At 43.5% G+C, this 20,470-nt stretch carries 19 protein-coding genes; 10 read left to right on the forward strand and 9 right to left on the reverse strand.

Translation table 11 applies throughout. The annotated features are described in order from the left end of the window. Positions 1-29: 29 nt before the first annotated feature. Together ACFGVR_RS09370 and ACFGVR_RS09375 are read left to right on the forward strand one after the other, a co-directional pair. Positions 30-1,427, forward strand: coding sequence for a M20/M25/M40 family metallo-hydrolase (locus ACFGVR_RS09370; RefSeq protein ID WP_448702549.1), 1,398 nt, complete (start codon positions 30-32; stop codon positions 1,425-1,427). Beyond that, positions 1,427-1,981 (forward strand): hypothetical protein, encoded by a 555-nt coding sequence (locus ACFGVR_RS09375; RefSeq protein WP_448702550.1) that lies wholly within the window; start codon positions 1,427-1,429, stop codon positions 1,979-1,981. The genes ACFGVR_RS09370 and ACFGVR_RS09375 overlap by 1 nt, the downstream gene beginning before the upstream one ends. Here ACFGVR_RS09375 and nudK read toward each other — a convergent pair whose 3' ends face one another. The 4 genes from nudK to ACFGVR_RS09395 form a co-directional block, all read right to left on the reverse strand. Further along, positions 1,982-2,560, reverse strand: coding sequence for a GDP-mannose pyrophosphatase NudK (gene nudK, locus ACFGVR_RS09380; RefSeq protein WP_448702551.1), 579 nt, complete (start codon positions 2,558-2,560; stop codon positions 1,982-1,984). Between the two features lie 90 nt (positions 2,561-2,650). Beyond that, on the reverse strand, positions 2,651-3,463 hold the full coding sequence (locus tag ACFGVR_RS09385; RefSeq protein ID WP_448702552.1) for an ABC transporter permease: 813 nt from the start codon (positions 3,461-3,463) through the stop codon (positions 2,651-2,653). 4 nt (positions 3,464-3,467) lie between these two features. Further along, on the reverse strand, positions 3,468-4,367 hold the full coding sequence (locus ACFGVR_RS09390; protein ID WP_448702553.1) for an ABC transporter ATP-binding protein: 900 nt from the start codon (positions 4,365-4,367) through the stop codon (positions 3,468-3,470). Further along, complete coding sequence (locus tag ACFGVR_RS09395) at positions 4,361-4,573, reverse strand: hypothetical protein (protein ID WP_448702554.1); 213 nt, start codon at positions 4,571-4,573, stop codon at positions 4,361-4,363. The genes ACFGVR_RS09390 and ACFGVR_RS09395 overlap by 7 nt, the downstream gene beginning before the upstream one ends. Before the next feature lie 332 nt (positions 4,574-4,905). Between ACFGVR_RS09395 and ACFGVR_RS09400 the strand changes: the two genes are divergently transcribed. From ACFGVR_RS09400 to ACFGVR_RS09420, 5 genes are all read left to right on the forward strand, one after another. Continuing rightward, positions 4,906-5,868, forward strand: a complete 963-nt coding sequence (locus tag ACFGVR_RS09400; protein ID WP_448702555.1) for a sensor histidine kinase — start codon at positions 4,906-4,908, stop codon at positions 5,866-5,868. 2 nt (positions 5,869-5,870) lie between these two features. Continuing rightward, a complete protein-coding gene (locus ACFGVR_RS09405; protein ID WP_448702556.1) occupies positions 5,871-6,602 on the forward strand; it encodes a LytR/AlgR family response regulator transcription factor in 732 nt (243 codons plus the stop codon). 223 nt (positions 6,603-6,825) lie between these two features. Beyond that, positions 6,826-7,278: a BLUF domain-containing protein gene (locus tag ACFGVR_RS09410; RefSeq protein WP_448702557.1), complete on the forward strand. Its 453-nt coding sequence runs from the start codon at positions 6,826-6,828 to the stop codon at positions 7,276-7,278. 475 nt (positions 7,279-7,753) lie between these two features. Further along, positions 7,754-8,299, forward strand: coding sequence for a peroxiredoxin (locus tag ACFGVR_RS09415; RefSeq protein ID WP_448702558.1), 546 nt, complete (start codon positions 7,754-7,756; stop codon positions 8,297-8,299). Positions 8,300-8,481: 182 nt separating this feature from the next. Beyond that, a complete protein-coding gene (locus ACFGVR_RS09420) occupies positions 8,482-9,066 on the forward strand; it encodes a carboxymuconolactone decarboxylase family protein (protein ID WP_448702559.1) in 585 nt (194 codons plus the stop codon). Positions 9,067-9,162: 96 nt separating this feature from the next. On the opposite strand, the gene ACFGVR_RS09425 is transcribed toward ACFGVR_RS09420, so the two are convergent. Next, positions 9,163-9,879 (reverse strand): hypothetical protein, encoded by a 717-nt coding sequence (locus ACFGVR_RS09425; RefSeq protein ID WP_448702560.1) that lies wholly within the window; start codon positions 9,877-9,879, stop codon positions 9,163-9,165. A 56-nt stretch (positions 9,880-9,935) separates the two neighbouring features. On the opposite strand from ACFGVR_RS09425, the gene ACFGVR_RS09430 reads away from it, so the two are divergent. Together ACFGVR_RS09430 and ACFGVR_RS09435 are read left to right on the forward strand one after the other, a co-directional pair. Next, a complete protein-coding gene (locus ACFGVR_RS09430; RefSeq protein ID WP_448702561.1) occupies positions 9,936-10,646 on the forward strand; it encodes an SAM-dependent methyltransferase in 711 nt (236 codons plus the stop codon). Between the two features lie 3 nt (positions 10,647-10,649). Further along, entirely contained in the window at positions 10,650-12,245 is a 1,596-nt protein-coding gene (locus tag ACFGVR_RS09435) for an FAD-dependent monooxygenase (protein ID WP_448702562.1), read from the forward strand. 84 nt (positions 12,246-12,329) lie between these two features. On the opposite strand, the gene miaE is transcribed toward ACFGVR_RS09435, so the two are convergent. The 4 genes from miaE to fabG form a co-directional block, all read right to left on the reverse strand. Next, entirely contained in the window at positions 12,330-12,929 is a 600-nt protein-coding gene (miaE, locus tag ACFGVR_RS09440) for a tRNA isopentenyl-2-thiomethyl-A-37 hydroxylase MiaE (protein WP_448702563.1), read from the reverse strand. A gap of 9 nt (positions 12,930-12,938) precedes the next feature. Next, positions 12,939-13,439 (reverse strand): hypothetical protein, encoded by a 501-nt coding sequence (locus tag ACFGVR_RS09445; protein ID WP_448702564.1) that lies wholly within the window; start codon positions 13,437-13,439, stop codon positions 12,939-12,941. A gap of 15 nt (positions 13,440-13,454) precedes the next feature. After that, positions 13,455-15,557, reverse strand: a complete 2,103-nt coding sequence (locus ACFGVR_RS09450; protein WP_448702565.1) for a hypothetical protein — start codon at positions 15,555-15,557, stop codon at positions 13,455-13,457. Positions 15,558-15,675: 118 nt separating this feature from the next. Further along, positions 15,676-16,419, reverse strand: coding sequence for a 3-oxoacyl-[acyl-carrier-protein] reductase (fabG, locus tag ACFGVR_RS09455; protein WP_448702566.1), 744 nt, complete (start codon positions 16,417-16,419; stop codon positions 15,676-15,678). 847 nt (positions 16,420-17,266) lie between these two features. Between fabG and ACFGVR_RS09460 the strand changes: the two genes are divergently transcribed. Beyond that, positions 17,267-20,467 carry a SusC/RagA family TonB-linked outer membrane protein gene (locus ACFGVR_RS09460; RefSeq protein WP_448702567.1) on the forward strand — a complete coding sequence of 1,067 codons (3,201 nt, stop codon included), beginning with the start codon at positions 17,267-17,269 and terminating at the stop codon, positions 20,465-20,467. Positions 20,468-20,470 lie beyond the last annotated feature (3 nt).

Here is a 20,470-nt window from a genome sequence, read left to right on the forward strand (position 1 = left end):
TTAACTGAACCATAGCAATACTCACCAAAATGAAAAGATATTTACCCATTGCCTTACTGTTTTGTTTACCCTGTTTTTATGCCCACGCACAAACTACCATTAAACAGGATGTGGCTATTAAACAAATGGTTGATGAAGTATCATCGCAAAATGTTGAAGCCATTGTGCGCAAACTGGTGAGTTTTAAAACCCGCAATACACTAAGCGACACCACCAGCAAAACCGAAGGTATAGGCGCTGCCCGTAATTGGATAAAAAGCGAGATGGAAAAATATGCCGCAGCAAGCGGCGGCCGTATGAAGGTTGAATTTGATGCCTTTACCCAACCTGCCGGCGGACGAATTGATAAACCAACCGTACTTAAAAATGTGTTGGCGATATTGAAAGGCACCGACCCCAGCGATACCCGCATTTATGTAGTATCCGGTCATTACGATTCGCGGGTAACCGATGTAATGAATGCCAACGCTGTTGAACCTGGCGCTGTTGATGATGCCTCGGGCACGGCGGTATCGATGGAAATATGCCGTGTAATGGCTAAACGGTCTTTCCCTGCTACGATTATTTTTATGGCCGTTCCCGGCGAAGAACAAGGCCTAAACGGATCGGCACATATAGCCAAACGCGCCAAAGACGAAAAGTGGAATGTTGATGCCATGCTGAATAATGATATTGTAGGCAATACGCACGGACAGGATAATGACCTGAAAGATAATATACACGTACGTGTATTTAGCGAAGGCATACCATCGATAGATGTAGCACCCCGTGGCGATACCATAGCTGCCAGGCGTGCCGCATTGGCCATTAATGGCTTGGTTAGTAATGGCGGCGAAAACGACAGCCCGTCGCGCGAGTTGGCCCGTTATATTAAGGAAACCGCCGAGCGCTATGTTGACCAGCTCGACGTAAAGCTGGTTTATCGCCGCGATCGTTTTTTACGTGGCGGCGATCAAACCTCGTTCCAACTGAATGGCTTTACCGCAGTACGCTTTACCGAAATGAATGAAGATTTTACCCACCAGCATCAGGATCTGCGCACCGAAAACGGTATAGTATATGGCGACTTGCCCGAGTTTGCCGACTATAACTACATCCAGAAAGTGGCGCGTATGAATCTTTCGGTACTGGCTAATTTGGCCAGCGCACCGGCGTCGCCGCAAAATGTGGTGGTAACCACTACCGAGTTGACTAACAATACTACACTAAAATGGGCAGCGCCTGCATCGGGTAAAAAACCGGCAGGTTACTACATCCTGATGCGCGAAACCATTAGCCCGTATTGGGAAAAGAAGTTTTTTGTGACAGGAACCGAAGCTACGCTCGATTACTCGAAGGATAATTACTTTTTCGCGGTACAATCTGTTGATGCCGATGGCCACGAGAGTTTACCGATATATCCAAAACCGGCGCGTGGTGGAAGGTAATGATGCAGCCTGAACTGATACCTCAGGCCATCTTTTTTTGCCTGCAGTTTTTTATCCCGTTGTTGTTTGTAGTGAGCATGCTTAGGGCCGAACTGCCTTATCTTAACCTTAAGGCTTTGGTTGTGGCTACTAATATCACCATTTTGATAGCCGGGTTATTAACCTTCCTTATTCCGGTTGTTGGATTGATCATTGCGTATATTTCGGGTGTTGAGTATGAGCAATACGGGTATATCAATCATTATATAGGCCCAATGGGTATGTTTGCCTGGCTGGGCCTGCTTACCCAGGTGATAATCCCGCAAATGATGTGGAACAAGGCGATCAGGCGTTCGATAGTGAGTGGCTGTATTTGGCTGGTAACGTACTGGATATTTAAACTGGCTAATACGTTATTGCTAAAATATATCGTCGGATCTTCGTGGGTTACGTTTACTCCGGATAAGCACCTGGTTGATTATGCCGGTGAGGCGCTCATTTTTTTAATGGTGATAGTGCCGGTCTATTTCCTTGCAGATATCAAATACAAACGCGCCCGTTATCCTAACCGATAATTATAGCAACTGGTTTATCTGCGCGTATTGTAAAAGCATAATGGTTTTGGCATCGCGTATCTCGTTGGTGCTCATCATTTGTAAGGCTTGTGCAAATGGTAGCTCCAACACCTCGATATGCTCCTGCTCTTCGGCTAAACCACCGCCCTCGCTTACCTGCATATCCTTGTCGTATTCGGCAATAAAAAAGTGCAGTATCTCGGTAACAGAACCGGGCGACATGTAAGCCTCGAATATCTTTTTTACTTCGGAGATCTTATAACCGGTCTCTTCCTGAGTTTCTTTGCGGATGCAGTCTTCGGCATTGTCCTTATCCAGCAAACCGGCGCAGCACTCAATTAAATAACCGTCGGCATTGCCGTTAATATAAGTCGGCATTCTGAACTGCCGGGTCAGTATTACCGTTTGCCGGGATTTGTTATACAACAGGATAACGGCGCCGTTACCACGATCATAAGCTTCGCGGCTTTGGGTCAGTACCGTGCCATCAGCCTGGGTACTTTGGTAGGTAACTTTTTTTAGCGTGTACCAGTTATCCGATAGGATAGCGGTATCCAGAATAGTGATCAAATTGTTCAAGATTTTAGGAGTTGATATTGGTTAGAATTGCAGATCAAACAGAAAGAAAAATGGGATCCATCTTCCATTTTACCTTTCACATCGTCCATCTTATTTAACGCTCTTTTTCTGTACAATAAAAAAGCCTAAAATAAATATCGCCGCAGCAACTATAAGGCTCACCCAAACCTCTTTGGTAAACATATCTACAGTTAATTGTGGTACGCCTTTGTTGTTACGGATAATACTGGTATTGCTGTTTAACCCCTTCATGGCTAAGGCGGGATGTGCATAGGGTACAAAATAAGCGTATTGCCAACCCACACCAACCGATATTAAACTGGCAATGGTGCATACAAAACCAATACCCATAGGCTTTAAAAAATCGCTCCACACCAAACTTAGTAAAAACTGGATTGACAGAATGCCCAATGATACCAGGAATAGTTTGCAATACACTTGCAGTAAATAACCCTCAATATGAAAATCGTAAAATTTAAGTTCGGGTTTCAATACACCTAACAGGTTGCCGCTGCCTAATAAAAGCAGGTAAAATAACAGCAGGCATAAAAACACCAAAAACATGGCATAAAAATATTTAGCTGCATAAACCGACCATTTTGAAATAGGTAATGAAAACAGCGTTTTCCAGGTATCGGCCTTGTGCTCCATGGCGTTTACCGAATACGAGGCGAAGATGATATACATAGGCAGCAGCAGGTTACCCATCACCATCGAGATTGGCGTTACGTAAAACATCCACAATGCCATACCCGGAAATTTAGACATACCACCCGGATGAGTTAAAAAGCCAATAAACATTAACCCTACAATTAACAAAGGCAATATTACTGCGCACCAAAAACCCATAGTTTTGCGGCTCTTATAAAACTCCGAGCGGAGTGATAATATAAATCCTTTCATGGGGTTAGGTGTTTTGGGTGATATCTAAAAATAAATTCTCGAGGTCTTTTTGCACTTTGCCGATGCTGTATACCATGTAATTGTTTTGGTTAAGCAATGCATTTAGTTTACCGGTATCCTCTTTACTGATATACGGTAAAAAGATGGTATTATCACGTACTTCGCCAACCGCATAACCGTTACGGGTTAACAGGTTGGCGGCATCAACACCGTTGTCCAGTTCAATTTGTACCAAAGGCTTGCTCAGGCCGCTCAGTTCTTCAATAGTGCCCTGAAAAACCAGGTCGCCGTGATTGATGATACCTACATGGGTGGCCATCCGCTCAATTTCGGCCAATAAATGGCTCGATACAAAAACGGTTTTACCCTGTTCTTTAACCAGGCGCATTAATAACTGGCGTATTTCAATAATGCCGTTTGGGTCGAGGCCGTTGGTAGGCTCGTCCAGTATGATCAGTTTGGGGTCAGATAATAAGGCTAAGGCTATGCCGAGGCGCTGTTTCATGCCTAACGAGTATTGCGATGCTTTTTTATTTGATGCGGCTTTTAAGCGTACCAATTCCAGCATTTCGTCAACCCTCTCGGTGGGTACCTGCAAAAGCAGGGCACGGTTACACAGGTTTTCTTTGCCGGTAAGGTGGCCGTAAATAGCCGGTTGCTCAATTAATGAGCCTATTTGCGATAGTATTTCGATCCGATTGGTTTGCAGATCTTTGTCGAAGATCTGTATGCTGCCATTATGGGCATGCAACAGATTGAGCAGTAGTTTAATGGTGGTGGTTTTGCCGGCGCCGTTTGGGCCTAAAAAACCATAAATGCTTCCCTGGGGAACTTCGAGCGAAACAGCTTTTACAACCTGTTGATCGCCGAAGTGAAAAGATAACCTATCCGTACGGATTACCATACTTTTTCTTTGCTAACGGAACATACCGCCTTAATCAAAGATACGCTTTTTATGAACAGCGAAGTGCTTTGTTTATACGATGAACCGTCGATAGCAGCAAAGTTGGTTTTAGCTTTAAATTGATAACTCACGCCCATGATCATAGCAAACAGTACCGGTATAACTAACAGTACAAATGGGTTTGAGTTGGTGATGAACTTTTTCATGGTTTGATTTGATTGTGATGTTTGATTTGATGATACAAATGAACTGCTAATAATCTGGCTGCTAAAAACATTTAGACCAACACACAGTAATTATAGACCAACAGGCTGCCGCGGCTGCTAATCGGTTGGTCGGGTTTAGCAAGGGGTTCATCGTTAAAAACAGGTGGTACATCTAAACACAAATGGTATTATTGTTAATTATATTATTTTAGATGCTGTAAAGCTATTGATAAACTTAACTTGTTGAATGATAGTATTGTTGAAATTGAACTGCAACTATTGAAATGAAAAAAGGCTGGCAAATATTTTGGCACACACTTTTCTGGACGTGCATGATCGCTTTTTTCATGTTCATTACCCACGGTAATACCAAAATACCTACCGAGGGCCTGTTGGTGATATTTGTGCTTTTCGGGCTCATCAATATCAGCCTGTTTTACCTCAACTACCTGGTACTTATTCCTAAGTATCTAAATCACAAAAAGTACCTCAGGTACAACCTGATGGTTTTGCTGGTGATCCTGGTTTTTGGTTTTGTTAAATACGGCTTTGCCCACGTGTTTCGGGGCTATGTTTTAGTACGTGAGAAAGAGACCATCGGCTTCTGGTCGTACTACCTAAGCTCGTTTTTTACCAGTTTGATCTTTGTGTTCTTAAGCACAGTGCTCAAATTTACTATGGACTGGTTTTTGAACGAACGTATCCAACGCGACCTTGAAAATCAGCGTTTAAGCGCCGAGCTGGCTTTCCTTAAATCGCAGATCAATCCGCACTTTTTGTTTAACTCGTTAAACAGTATTTACTCGCTGGCCTACCAAAAAAGCGAAACCACGCCCGAAGCTATTTTAAAGCTATCCGAAATTATGCGTTACATGCTTTACGAGTGTAACGATAACAAGGTTGACCTGGGTAAAGAGCTGCAGTACCTGCAAAACTATATCGACCTACAAAAAATACGTTTCGGCAGTAATGCCTTTGTCGATTTTGAAATAAGCGGCACTGTTGATCATCAGCAAATTGTTCCGCTGCTACTGATCTCATTTATTGAAAACGCTTTTAAACACGGCGTGGCTAATGATGCGGCCAAACCGATCAGCATCCAGATCTACGTACGCCCCGATTGGCTGGTGTTTAAAATTGAGAATAAAAAGCACCAGTTTAATAAAGACGCCGCAGGCGGCATAGGCCTCATTAATGTTAAACGCAGGCTCGATCTGCTTTATCCCGGCAAATACCAGTTGGACATAGTTGACGGGCCCGACAGCTATGTTTGCGAATTATCCTTAAATTTATAGCCATGATTAAGTGTTTGGTAGTTGACGATGAGCCACTGGCCCTGCATATACTGGAAGATTACATTAGCAAAATACCTTTTTTGGAGCTGGTTAAGGCTACCACCAATCCTATCGAGGCATTGCAGCTGGTGCAGGATGGCAGCGTTGACCTGGTATTTCTGGACGTGCAAATGCCCGAACTAACCGGTATACAATTTTTAAAAATAGCCAACGGCAAGGTAAAAGTGATACTTACTACCGCCTATTCGCAATACGCTTTGGAGGGTTACGAACTTGATGTGCTTGATTACCTGTTAAAGCCTATCGCTTTCGACAGGTTTTATAAGTCGGTACAAAAGGCGCAATTGATCATCCATCCATCGGCAGTACCGGCACCGGCTATTAAAGAGGAGACTGCACCACAGCAAGACCTGCTTACCGACTTCATCTTTGTAAAAACCGAGCATAAAATTCAAAAGGTGTATCTTAACGATATTCTTTTTATAGAAGGGTTAAAAGATTATATCTCCATATTTACCACCACCGAGCGGATCATCACCCTCCAGATCATGAAAAAAATGGAGGAGGCGCTGCCCGAAAAACACTTTATACGGGTGCATAAATCATATATCGTAGCGATCAATAAAATTGATAGTATTGAGCGCAGCCGCATCTGGATCAAAGACAAGATCATCCCTGTTGGCGATACCTACCGCGAAGAGTTTTTTAAGATCATCGACGCAAAGAATATTTGAGTTTTCCACATTTTTTTATCGCGGTTTAACGATGGGTCAAAGCTTAAAAGAATGATTATTGCTTTGTTTATCAGTCTTTTGCTATTTCGTTTAGGTAAATTATGACTTGTGTTTTTGCTATTGTTAACAAATAATTACAAAAAGCAGGTGTTTTTGTAACTCCGAATTAAAAACTTGCGTATAACCGGAAAAGTAATATTTGCCTAATCTTAATAGAACATTTATGCTGCACCAGGTTATTTACACAAGCTATTTAAAGAACAATTTTAACGAATGTGATTTTTTTAGTCAGCTGATGTTATCGCGACAAAGCAATACAGAGAATAACATTACAGGTATGTTGTTTTATGCCAGCGGTAAATATCTTCAATTGATAGAGGGCCCCAAAAACAGTGTCACCCAGCTGATGGGTAATATTCACCAGGATGAGCGTCATTACGATATCGAAATATTGACCGATACACCCATCAATTACCGAAACTTTGCCAATCGCCCTATGGAATACAGGCTGTTTGCTGATAACGAGCTGGAGCAAATGATAGGATTTGATGATATCAAACATAACACCCTGGCCGCACCACGCATTATTAAGATGCTTAAGTTATTTGGCAACGCAGCCCCGGGTACAACGGTTATTGCTATGGAGCAACAATCGGAGTTTAGGATAACAGCGTGATTTTTTAGATTTAAGTAGCAGTGGCAACATCAGTTGGTATGTTAAACCTTTCAAGCCAAGCAAATCTGCATTAGGGATTGAAGCGGATACCGGCCATGTGGCTAAAGCCTGCGCAGTATGAGCGTAAAGCCCGACCCGGAGGGGAATGCCCATATATCAATACAAATTCATAAATCCAACCTTCTAATAATTCAAAAGGTATAGAATGCGCATCCCACCTATGAGGAGGCGTTTGTTGAATATACATACCACAGAATGACCCCTTCCCGCCTCTTCACCACCATACGCACTCTGCCCCAAGGAAGGAGGTCTGGTTGAAGAAATCTTCCAAGCACCTATTTTGAATATCTTAACCATTTATTATACAAATACTTATAACTATAAACAAAATCTATAGCCCATCGATTATTAAAATTAAACCTATAGGCCCAATTAGCTATATTTGTATCAATAAAAAATTAAATCAATTACAAATATGTTAACCATAGGACAAAAATTCCCTTCGTTTAGTAAAACTGCTGTTGTAAGCATTGAAAAAGGTAAAGAGTTTGAAACTTTAACATCAGATTACCTGGTAAACGATGATAACGTATGGACCGTAATGTTTTGGTGGCCAAAGGATTTTACTTTTGTTTGCCCTACCGAAATTGCTGAGTTCAACAAAAGCTTTGGCGAGTTTCGCGACCGTGACGCCCGTTTGATCGGTGCATCAACCGACAGCGAATTTGTACATGCTGCATGGAGAAGAGATCACGCTGATCTGCGCGACCTGAAATTCCCGATGCTGGCCGATACTTCAAAATCATTAGCCGAAGACCTGGGTATTTTAGAACCTAACGAAAAGATTGCTTACCGCGCTACTTTTATTGTCGATCCTCAAGGTATCATCCGTTGGGTTAGCGTTAACGACCTGAGCGTTGGTCGTAACGTAAAAGAAGTTTTGCGCGTACTGGATGGCTTACAAACCGACGAACTTTGCCCTTGCAACTGGGAAAAAGGTCAGGAAACCCTTACTGTGTAATTAGTTATGGAGTTACCGGGTTATTAAGTTATTAGGTTAATGAGTTATTAAGAGCTTAAATAACTAATAATTTATAGCCACAATTAAGATATGGTTGATCGTGGATGTTATTACAACCGCGATCAACTTTTTATTTACAGGTAACTCAATAACCTAATAACAAATAACTCAATAACCAAACAATGAACGAATCAACAGAAATTATATCAGAGATATTGCAGGGCCTTGATATTGATACCGGTTATCGTACCGATAGCCTGGCTTTATTGGAAAAAGGCGAATCGCGCTACCTGCGCGATCTGAAGCTGAACTTTACCAGCACCTTAACATCCGAACATTTAAGCACCAAAGAGTGCGGTTTATTAGGCTTAACCACAGCCATCAATAACAATAACAAACCCTTAACCGAATACTTTACCAAATATGCTGCCGGGCAAGGCGCTACCGATGCCGATATTGCCGAGGCTGCTGCCTGCGCATCGTTACTGGCATCGAACAATGTATTTTACCGTTTCCGTCACTTTACACAGAAAGAAAAGTATACCCAGGTACCGGCACGCATCCGCATGCAGATCATGATGAAACCTGTTACCGGTAAAGAGTTTTTTGAACTGATGAGCCTGGCCGTATCGGCCGTTAACGGTTGCGAAATGTGCGTTAACGCGCACGAAAACTCGCTGATACAAATGGGCACGACCGAAGAACGCATTTTTGATGCGGTGCGTATCTCTTCGCTGGTAACTGCGATGGGCAAAGTTGTTTTTTAAATTAAGAAGTCCGAAAGACCGAAAAGACAGGAAGTCCGAAAGATCGTTTTGAAAAGGTTCTTTCTTCCGGACTTCGGACTTGCCGACTTTCGGACTTTACGCTACCTGGCTGATATACTTCACCAAACTCTTTTTAGCTACCGGCAATAAGGTTTGCTCAAGCGGAAAGGTAATATCGCTTTCCAGATGGTATACCGCCGGGTTGGGCAGGTGTTTGTAACGATAGATGAGATCACTTTTTACCCATTCGGGAGTGTTTACTAAATTACGCTCGTAAACATCAACAAAACGGGTATTGATGCCGCGGTATTTATCGTCTTTGCCTTCAAACAGTGTAATCTGGTATTCGTATACCCAATGGCCGTTTTGTTCGCCGTTGCGCAACGAAAAATAGCCGTGATAAGGTATCAGCGGCACAACGCCAACCGTTTCAATATTGAGGTGTTTTTCTACAAAATCATAAATTTCTTTACCGGTTTTGATGGCCGGGTCCATCTGGTTCATGGCGTAGGCAATGATCTGTTCTATTTCTTTAAGCGAGTTATCATCCTCTATTATCTTTTTGTAGGTGAGCTTAACCGCAGCAATTTCAATTTGGGTTAACCTTTGCGGGAAAGCTTGCTGCAGCGAAGTTTTGTTCTCTTTAAAGCTGAGCAGGTTATTGTAATGAAATATCAGGTCGGTTAAATTAGGGTACAACCTGCTTTTGTCAAAGTGGCGGTTTATCTCCTGCAGGTAATCGAGTAAAATGTATTTTTTGTGTTCAAAATCAATTGTGCCTTCAATAAACCAGTTGATACCTAATGATTTCATATATTGATTTCCTTTCGGGAGATTAAATTACAAAAAAAAAGATTGACTTTTGCAATATGCCTAAAGGGACGCTTTATTTGATACCTGTACCCCTTGCCGACAATGCCGCGGCAAAATCGTTCACCCCTTACCTTGCTGAAACGATAAACCACATTGGCGAGTATATTGTAGAGAACGAAAAAACTGCCCGCCGGTTTTTAAAGGAAGCCGGGCTGACCATCCCTCAAAATCAACTGATCATTCACGATTATGGCAAGCATTCACGCGAAAGCGGATTGGCCCAGTTTTTTACCGGTTTAGAAAGCGGCAAAGCTGTAGGTTTAATGAGCGAAGCCGGTTGCCCCGGCATAGCCGACCCAGGTGCCGATATTGTTGCCGAGGCGCACAAACGGGGTATCAAAGTTATCCCGCTGGTTGGGCCGAGCTCCATTTTGTTGGCGCTGATGGCCTCGGGTTTTAACGGGCAAAGCTTTACTTTTCACGGTTACTTGCCGATAGATAAGCAGCAACGTGCGAAACGGATAAAAGAGCTTGAAGGTTACGCCGAAAGGTTTAACCAAACACAGTTGTTTATTGAAACGCCGTTTCGCAACAACCAGATGCTCGAAGAAATACTACGAACAGGTAACGCCAAAACCCGGCTTTGTATAGCCTGTAATATTACCGGTGAGGACGAAATGATAAAAACCCAAAGCATTGCCGACTGGAAAAAGCAAATACCCGATCTGCATAAAAAGCCAACTATTTTCCTTTTATTCCATTCGTGATAAATGAAACCCACCGTACAACATACCGAAGTATTGATCATTGGCGCCGGCCCGTCGGGACTGATGATGGCAGCTCAGTTACTACGTAATGGCGTACAGGCGATCATTGTGGATAGTAAACAGGGCCCAACGCCTTATTCAAAAGCACTTGCGGTACAGGCCCGCTCGCTCGAAATATTCAGGCAATTGGGGTTGCTGGATAAAGTATTGCCCAATGGTAAGCAGGCACACGGGGTATGTCTTAATCAGGGTGGAAAAAGGGTAGCCGAGCTTTCGCTGGATGATATGGGCGAGCAGCAAACCATGTTCCCGTACCTGTTTATGTACGAGCAAAGCAAAACCGAGCGTGTGCTGCTTGATTACCTCACTCAAAACTGCTGCCCGGTATACTGGGAAACATCTTTAGAAACATTCGATCAGCAGGCCGATAATATCGGGGTGCTGTTAACCAACAATGGCGAACAAGTTAAACTAACTTGCGACTGGCTCATCGGTGCCGATGGCTCCCGAAGTGTTGTAAGAAAACAATTAAATATTCCATTCAACGGGGATACTTATCAGCAGCAATTTTACCTGGCCGATGCTGTGATCGATCAGGCTGTTGATAACAAGATCCATTTGTATTTGGCAAAGCATGGTTTTGCCGCCTTTTTTGTAATGCCCGAAGAAAGGCGTTACCGGATAGTGGGTGTTTTACCATCAGCACTGGCCGATAAGCAGGATTTAACGATAGACGATGTTAAGCCATATTTGAATAGTGTAACCAATGAAGAGATAAATATTAGTGAATGTTATTGGTTTACAACCTACAAACTGCACCACCGCATGGCCGAAAAGTTTAAGAGCGGACGGTGTTTTTTGATCGGTGATGCGGCGCACATTCATTCGCCGGTTGGCGGCCAGGGTATGAATACCGGTCTGCAGGATGCCTATAACCTAAGCTGGAAATTAGCGGCCGTAATCAATAAGCAAACAGGCAGTGGTATTTTGGATACTTATGCCGACGAGCGCATGCCTGTAGCAAAAGAACTGTTAAAAACTACCGACCGTGCATTTAAGTTTATTTTGTCGGATAGTTTTTGGATGACCCTGTTCAAAAAGTGGGTTTTACCACGCATACTAAAAAAGATATGGAGTAACGAAAAGTTGCGGCAACTGTTCTTTATCAGAGTATCGCAAACAGGTATCAGCTATCGCGAAAGCAAGCTCAACTTAAACCTGAGTCAGACCACAAAAATAAAGGCCGGCGACAGGCTGCCTTACCTGAAAGTGTTCGACGAAAAGAAACAGCAGGAAACAGACCTGCACGAATGGTGCACCAAACCTGGCTTTACACTGATTTCATTAGGTCATATTCCCGAAGCCGAACTGTTTGCACTTGCGCGATGGATAATGCAAAACTACGCCCAAACGCTCAACTTTTTTTACCTGCCGCCAAGCAATAAGAACAGGCACGTATTTGATGCTTTTGAGATAAAGGCCGATCAGCGTAAAACGCTTATTGTTCGCCCCGATATGCACATTGGGCTAATAAGTGATGTGGTTGATATGGCGACGATTGATAATTATATGCGGAGTGTGGTGGGCATGGCGAAATAGTCTTGAGTCCGGAGTTCAGAGTCAAATTACTCCAGACTTTTTCATCAGGTCAAGATAACTAAATAACCAATAACCCAATGACAACTACCCGTGTATCGTCTCACTTTTACCATAGTTCTTCACCACTTCGGCTTCATAAGCTAAAAAGTCTTTCCAGCGCGCGCCCACATCAATATCGCCGCCGTATTTTTTAGCCAGGCGTAAAAACATGGTATAATGCCCGGCTTCGCTTATCATCAGCTCGTGGTAGAAGGCAGCCAGTTCCTCGTCTTTTATATTTTCGGATAGCACCTTAAAGCGCTCGCAGCTGCGAGCTTCTATCATCGCCGAAAACAACAGGCGCTCTACCAGCTGCGTTTGGCGGCTGCCACCCTTGGTTAAAAATTTATAGAGTTCGCCAACATAGTCATCCTTGCGTTCTTTACCCAACTGGTAGCCGCGTTTGATGATGATATCGTGCACACGTTTAAAGTGGTCCATTTCTTCCTGTACCAGCATGGCCATCTCCTGCACAATTTCGGGGTAGTTTGGGTTTTGAATGATCAGGGTAATGGCATTGCTTGCAGCTTTTTGTTCGCAATAGGCATGGTCGGTCAGTATCTCCTCGATATTACTTTCTACCACGTTTTTTACCCAAAGCGGGTCGGTAGGTAATTGCAGTTTTAAAATGGTCTTTTCGCTCACGGGGCAAATTTAACGTTTTGTTGGTTGGTGTGCCAATATCCAGTCTTTAATGTCGTTGCCAGATTGCTCACCCATGATGATGAATTCGCGTTTTTTACCATTGCTGGTCATAACGTAAACTTTACCATCATGAGGGTATGCACCCATGCCCCATTTTTTCTTTTTATCATAAGTTGCCGCCTGAATATCAAGATAATCAATGCGGAAATTGTCTTTGTGATTTTTCGTGATATCTATACCGTTGATATCCTCATTTTGATATTGATCGAGGTATTTGTCTTTAACATACGAAAAAGGGTTTTTTAGGTCACCCCGAATAGCCATGCTTTTCGATATTTCCCGTGTAAGTAAATCGCGCCCACCTTCAACACTAACTGCTCCGTTACCTTTTAAGCCAACAAGGCCGGTATCCGTTAGCAGTACTAAAAACGTGCGGTTGAGTATCAACGCATAGTATTCCATAGCAACAAAATAGTTGCCTGGTTTTAGTTCAAAGTCTTTAAATTTCATTTATTCAGTATTAAATTAAGTTTCTCCTTCTCGCTTCCTCAAAAACCATTCGGCGCTAAGCAAGCCTAAAATCAACACAAACAACCACTTTTCGTCAATCAGGTCGCGGTAGGTTTTGTCGTCGTACACCAGCGTTTTGATGTTCTCATTTTTGCGGATCAGGTCAGCCAGTTTATCTATCTGGTCAGGCATTAGCATCGCCCCACCGGTTTGATGTGCCAGCGTGTAAAGCAGGTGATGATCGGCGGCGCTTTGGCGGGTTTCGGCGTTGAGGGGTTTGATGATGAATTGCCCGGTAGCAGTAAACGTTTTATCGCCCAGCTTAGCCTTCGCTGTATAGGTGTACTCGTCGGTAGGCAATGCACCTGCGTTTAGCTGGTAGCTCTGCCCGTTACGGGTAAAAACAAAGCTATAAGTTTTACCGGCTTTGCTTTTCAGGTCGATGTTCACATCGGGGGTATTCACCAGCTCCAAAGCCTCGTTATACAATTCGGCATTCAATAAAATATCCTCACCATCATCAAACACATTTTTAGCCGGGTAAACCCTGAAACGTGTTTTGTTGTTTTTAGCAGTAAGGTATTGTACCGATTGCGCCAGCAACTCGTCAAACGCATGGTAATTGTCCTGCGCCTCAAATTCGGCCAGGCGCCATTTCCATAAGCCTTCGCCGGTTAGCACAGCTTCGCGCCGGCCGTCTTCTTCGCCAAAAGCCAGTAACGGATAGGTTGTTTCGATGGTGCCTATTTTTTGTTTCAGCAAAACCGATTGTGCCGCGGCTGCGCTGTAAGTACCAAATGGTGCCGATAGCGGCGGCAGCGAAGCAAGCGAACGCCGTGTAGAATCCGATAACGTAAACAACGAAAAATCAGCGCCTACGGTAGCAAAAGCTTCCTGAACATCCTGTCGCCCTGCGTTGATACGTACAATCTTCTGCGCAGCGTTCAGCTGAAAAATATCCGACTGTGCACCCACCATATACCAAACCGGGATCTTTTGCTGCTTCAGCTTGCTCAGCAGGGTTGAGGGTAAAGCTGAAGTAGTGTTGGTTGGCAACTGGTACAAAATAGCAACACTATACGTGTTCAACGTGGCCTCGTCAAGCTTACTGAGCAAGGTGGTTTTTACTTCGTAGTTACGGTTGTTTTCCAGCGATTGCTTGATAGCCGTTACATCCGGGTGCGGGCCATTGTAAACCACCAGTATCTTTTGTTTGGCATCCAGCACCTCTACATAAATGGTTTCGGTGTTGTTGGCTGCCGATATTTCGTTAGTTGCAGGCTGTATACTAAAGGTAAATTGATGGATGCCCTTCTTATCCGCGTGAAGCTTAGCCGTTATGGTTTTTCTGAACGCATTTGCCGTTACCGGGATGCTCTGGCTAAATACCGGGCTGCCATCTTCGGCAATGTTCAGTTTCAGGTTCTCGCCTTTGCTTTGGTAGGCTTCAGCTAAAACCTCCACCTCAAAATCGTTACCTAAAAAAGCCGTTTTGTTATAGTTTACATTAGCGATCAGTAAATCGCGCTTGGGCACGGTATCGCCCAAAGCAACGGTATAAATACTGGCTTTTAAGTTGCCGGAGTTATATTGCGGACTGCTGCCCTTGTTATACAAACCATCGGTAGCCAAAACCAATGCGCCAATATTCTGGTTCAAAAAACGGTCAGATAAGTCGTTAAATACTACCGAAATATCCGTCTGTTTACCATCAAATCTGGTTGAAAGGCTATCCCTAACCTGGTCGGCAAAGTTAAACTCGCGCACATCATAACCGTCGCCCAAAGCCTTTTTCAAATTGCCAAGCCGGTTTACAAACTGTTCCGGCTCAAAACCCGCAGGTTTGAACAGTTTGATGGATGCCGAATTGTCCTGCGCAACCAATATCAAAGGTTTTTGCGGATGTGTAGTTACCGATTTGATGAGCGGCGATAGCAGCAGCAAGGCTATCAGGGTAACTACAACAACACGGAAAGCGCCAAGCAGGTAGCGCCATGTAGCCGCCAGGTTAGTTGGCTGCCGGTATAACATCCAGGCATAAAGCCCGCCTAAAGCCAGGCAAGCCAATACCCACCATCCGGAAAACGCACCCCATGTTATCGCAAACAAAAACAGCATATGTAAATCAAATATGCTGTTTTTAAAACCTATTACAAAGTGCCCGGTTTTTATGTTAAAGAAATTACAATAGTATAGAGCGGCAATCACTCAATAACCAGTAACTCAATAACTATACTTACAACATTCCCCCGTCAACCGGAATAACCTGCCCGGTAATGTAAGATGCCATATCCGATGCCAGGAAAACGCAGGCATTGGCCACATCTTCCGGACTGCCGCCCCGTTTTAACGGGATACCCGCTTCCCAGCCTTCTACAACCTTAGGGTCAAGTACGTCGGTCATTTCGGTTTTGATAAAGCCTGGTGCCACCACGTTGGTGCGGATATTACGCGAGCCTAACTCTTTAGCTATCGATTTGCTAAAACCGATGATGCCCGCTTTTGATGCCGCATAGTTGGCTTGCCCCGCATTACCCTGCACACCCACTACCGAACTCATGTTGATAAATACGCCCTGGCGGTTTTTTAGCATAATTTTCGATGCTACCTTAGTGGTATTGAAAATTGATTTCAGGTTTACCTCGATCACCTCGTCAAAGTCGGCCTCGGTCATGCGCAGCAATAAATTATCTTTGGTAATGCCCGCGTTGTTTACTACAATATGTAAAGTGCCAAAGTCGGCAACAATATCATTGATCAGTTTTTCGGCTTCGTCAAATTTAGAAGCATCGCTGCGGTAACCTTTTACTTTGGTGCCAAAGCTTTGCAGTTCCTGCTCCAATGCCAAACCCTTTTCAACCGATGATAAATAAGTAAATGCCACATTAGCGCCATGCTCCGCAAATTTTTCGGCAATTTTACGACCTATACCCTTTGATGCGCCGGTGATCAGCGCGGTTTTTCCTTCAAGTAGTTTCATGTTATTGGATAATACTGTTTTGAGGCAACGAAGTTAGCATATTTTTTTATTCGCTTCATAGGGGGCTTATACGGCCTAATACTTCTGCAATTGTCGATGTCCTCAGCGGCAATAACTGTTTTCGCAACGAAAAATCTGGAGACATCGGTATTCTTCGGTATTTTTAACGCTTTTTTAACTGTTGTTTTCCTAAAATAGCTTCTCCGCTTTATCAGGGCCATTTTCCTGATACCGTCCAGCTAAACAACACATAGGTACTCATCGGTATTACATAGGTACACCGATGTCTGTTACCCAGCTCTGGCTTCGGTCTGTAACTGTCGGAAAAGACATAGGTAAATATGGGTATTTTAAAAATGTTTTGTCTTTCTTCATGTCGCTTCACTACTGGCTCCGCTCCCATAAATATACAAAAATAGTAGCGTTTAAACAAGCGGTTTATTAAGATAGATCGGAGCAAATGTCACGATCCTGACATCGGACATTAAGTCAAAACTTTTTGTTAAGTGTCACAAAATCAAGTTATTTTTTCAACTAAAAAATCCATAAGGCGTCATTTTTTTATATTTATTTCAATAAAAGCATTAAAAAAATGTAAAATATTTGATACATTAATAATAAAACTCATGTTTTACAACTTTTATCTCATTATAAAATTATAATTAACTTAAAAAAATGATGTTTTTTTATTTTTTGTTAAAAAAATCACACAATAGTTGTTTTATTTTTAATGATTTTAATAAAAACATCAGAATTTTAACACGATTTTAATAAAATAACAAGTTTTAGATCATTTATTTCTAAATTGAGTCGATTTATTTATTAACTGACCTTAATTTATTAACGAATGAAAAAACTACTACTCACTAGTGTGGTGGTTTTGCTATTTCTGGCATCCCATGCCCAGGCGCAAAACCGAACAATTACCGGAACCGTTACCGGAAAAGATGACGGAACTCCAATACCCGGAGCAAGTGTGGTTGTCAAGGGCACCCATACCGGTACACAAACAAACAGCGCTGGCAAATTCAGTATCAGCGTCCCGGCGGGCGAACAGTCGCTGGTGGTTTCATTTATCGGCTATCTCACAAAAACTGTCCCGGTAACGGGCGGTGTTGTTAACGTTGGGCTGGAGGCCTCCTCAAAGTCGCTTACCGAGGTAGTGGTTGTAGGTTATGGTACACAACGCAAGCAGGACCTGGTTGGTAACATTGCATCAGTAAGTGGTAAAGACTTAGTTGAGCAACCTGTTCAAAGCTTCCAGCAGGCTTTGGCCGGCCGTGCGCCTGGCGCGCAGGTCACCATTCCAAATGGTGTATCAAACACTACCCCTGTTTTCCGTATACGCGGTACAAACTCCATCTCTCTAAGTTCGCAGCCATTATTTGTTATTGACGGGGTTACCGTATTGACCAACGACTTTGGTAACGAATCGGGCGGCAGTGCTTTATCTAATATCGACCCTAACGATATAGAAAGCATAGACATTGCCAAAGACGGCGCCGCAACTGCCATTTACGGTAGCCAGGGCGCTAACGGTGTAGTGTTTGTCACCACCAAAAAAGGGAAAAAAGGTACTGCATCAATTAATGTAAATGCTTATACCGGTATTAATAGTGTGAATCGCTTGCCAACCATGTTAAATGCCGCCCAATATATTGCACTTAAAAACGAAGCAATGGTAAATGCGGGTGTTTATAGCTCGGCAGCAGTGCCTGCAAATGGTTTTGGGCATGCTGGTTATACTTATGATGCTGCCGGTAACCCGGTTGATACGAAGTGGGCCGATCTGATCTACCATAAAGGTAAGATCTACAACATTAGCACCAGCATTAGCGGCGGTTCCGACAAAACTACCTATTACGCTTCGGCCAACTGGAGCAACCAGGAAGGTGCCATTGTGCGCGATGGGTACAAAAGCAAAGGCTTGAATTTTAACGTTGACCATAACGCGAATAAGTACATTACCCTGGGTATGAAAGTTTCATACGTTGATCAGTTAAGCCTTGCGGCCACTACATCAGGTTCACTTCCCACCGAGCAGTATGCTACCGCTGGTTTAGGCCGCGAGGCACTGCTGCTGCCACCGGATATTGCTCCATATAATGCTGATGGTACTTATAACACTACCGGCGCAGGTATGGGCATACAGGGCAACGCTGGCAGTGCCTATGGTACTATTGCTTATACCAACCCTGTATCGGCCTTGAACCTTGATCGCGCCAATGCCGAGATCAGTCATACATCCGGTAACATTTACTTACAGGTTAAACCATTGCCATGGATCACCGCGAAAACTTTATACGGCCTGGATATCGTTTTCAACACTGCCGATAGTTTCACTAACCCTATTACAAACTACACATCGCCAACTGCAAATACGGCTTCAGCGTCGGCTTTCGAAGGAACCAACAAAAGGTATGTTTGGGATAATACGCTCCAATTTGATCATACTTTCTTCGGGAAGCACAATTTTTCGTTATTATTAGGTAACGAACAGAGCGGTACAAGCGTCAACAGCTTCCAGTTGAACCGATCGGTGTTGAACGATCCGGCCTTTAACATCATTCAGGTAGGTTATTCAACCGTCACTTATGGTGGCGGTTCTAACACCCAAAACTATTTGGTTTCGTTCTTCGGACGTTTGAACTATAACTATGACGAAAAATACTTTTTAACGGCCACCCTGCGCCGCGATGGTTACTCGGCCTTTGGTGCCGATAGCAAGTATGGCTATTTCCCTGGCTTTGGTGCCAGCTGGGTTTTGGATAAAGAGAAGTTTTGGGATAGTATGCACTTCGATAAAATTTTTAGCAGCTTTAAATTAAGAGGTAGTTATGCAACCGTTGGTAACAAAGCCGGCATAGGTGATTTTGCATCGTACACATTGTATAGTGCCTCGGGTTTATATAACGGGGTTGGTACCGTATTGCCAAGTTCAAATGGTAACGATAAGCTGGCATGGGAAACCAGTAAGAAAACCGATATCGGTTTCACCCTTGGTTTATTTAAAGACAGGTTGACCTTAGAGGCAGCGGGCTACTATAACAACATCAATGGTTTGTTATATTTAGTTCCGGCCGCGCCATCAGCCGGTTTAGTAAGTACCTCGCTGATCAACATAGGTTCGATGTGGAACAAAGGTTTGGAATTTGACCTGAATGCCAATATTATGCAAACCCGAACATTCAAATGGACCGCAAATTTCAACATCAGCTTTAACCAAAATAAAGTTACCGGCCTGGCCACTGGTATTAACCAGTTCACCAGTGGTCCCAGCACAAGCGAGATCACCAACATCACCCAGGTGGGTTATCCGATCGGTAACTTGTGGATGATCAGATCCGCTGGTGTCGACCCGGCTAACGGCCGTCGTATATGGATAAATGGTAGGGGACAGCAGGTTGAGTACGCGCCTATCGGAACTACGGCGACCCCAACGCAAAAATGGTACAACATGGATGGTACTCCATACCTTAATGATGCAGGCCAGCCTAACACCATTAACCAGGCTGCCGATGCTGTTAACTACGCCAACACCGCACCAAAAGAGTATGGTGGTTTTAGCAATACATTTAACTACAAAGGGTTTGATCTGAATGTGTTATGTACTTATCAGTTAGGTTTTTATGTTTATTACGGCACCCAGGCAACATTAACCGATCAGCGTTTCTGGAATAACTCGACCATTATACTTGACCACTGGACCACACCCGGACAGGTTGCAAAATATCCGCAGATTTATTATGGTGATAACGTATCTAACGGTACCGGACTTCCATCTGACTTTAACGTATACAGAGGCGATTTCCTGAAAGTAAAAACAGTTAACCTGGGTTATACTATCCCAAAAAACATCACCAGTAAAGTAAATATTTCAAACCTGCGTTTGTTTGTATCGGCGCAAAACCTGTTTGTAATTACAAATTACCCGGGGCCCGACCCAGAGGTTAGTAATGGTGGTACTGGCACTGCAACCCAGGGTATAGATCGTAATACAGCGGCTAACTCAAGGCAGTTCACAGCTGGTATATCGGTTAAATTTTAATTA

Source organism: Mucilaginibacter aureus (assembly GCF_053514885.1).